1 protein-coding gene is annotated in these 261 nt (G+C 37.2%); it reads right to left on the minus strand.

The features are described 5' to 3' along the window. Positions 1 to 221 (minus strand): DUF3144 domain-containing protein (locus tag AAEY79_RS15400; RefSeq protein WP_352289393.1); only part of this gene is annotated, 221 nt, incomplete at its 3' end. Between the last annotated feature and the right edge of the window lie 40 nt (positions 222 to 261).

Below are 261 nucleotides of genomic sequence, written 5' to 3' on the forward strand. Positions count from 1 at the left end.
GCTTTAAATTCATCAGAAAACCAAGCTAATGCATGATCTTTTTCAGCGGCAAGATCAGCTGATTTAATTGAGGCTTCGAACGCATTAAAGCGTGCAGAAGCAAATCTCATTGCTGTACCGACTTTACCAATATCATTTTCTTGTTGGCTTAGTTGATTGGCTAGGGCAATAAATTGGTCAGCTACTTGATACATTGTTAATTCTGTTTTGGCTTCAGACATTAGATCCACTTTGTTGGTAAGTTAATTTTCTACTGAGTGT

The organism is Psychrobacter sp. GW64-MNA-CIBAN-0177, from assembly GCF_040309585.1.
Taxonomy (GTDB): Bacteria; Pseudomonadota; Gammaproteobacteria; order Pseudomonadales; family Moraxellaceae; genus Psychrobacter; species Psychrobacter okhotskensis.